This window comes from Alkalihalophilus lindianensis (assembly GCF_032843265.1).
Classification (GTDB): Bacteria; Bacillota; Bacilli; order Bacillales; family Bacillaceae_D; genus Alkalihalophilus; species Alkalihalophilus lindianensis.
Genome location: NZ_JAWJBA010000700.1, coordinates 1 through 252, shown reverse-complemented (window position 1 = coordinate 252; position 252 = coordinate 1). Strand labels below are relative to the sequence as shown.

2 tRNA genes are annotated in these 252 nt (G+C 50.4%); both read left to right on the top strand.

Annotated features, from left to right (window positions below):
• Positions 1–87 precede the first annotated feature (87 nt).
• A tRNA-Leu gene (locus RYX56_RS23975) sits at positions 88–169 on the top strand.
• 8 nt (positions 170–177) lie between these two features.
• Positions 178–252 (top strand) — tRNA-Gly (locus RYX56_RS23970).

Below are 252 nucleotides of genomic sequence, written 5' to 3'. Positions count from 1 at the left end.
GCCATTAGCTCAGTTGGTAGAGCATCTGACTTTTAATCAGAGGGTCGAAGGTTCGAGTCCTTCATGGCTCACCATTTATTTTAATATGCGGGTGTGGCGGAATTGGCAGACGCGCTAGACTTAGGATCTAGTGTCTTATGACGTGGGGGTTCGACTCCCTTCACCCGCATTATTATTGCGGAAGTAGTTCAGTGGTAGAACACCACCTTGCCAAGGTGGGGGTCGCGAGTTCGAATCTCGTCTTCCGCTCCA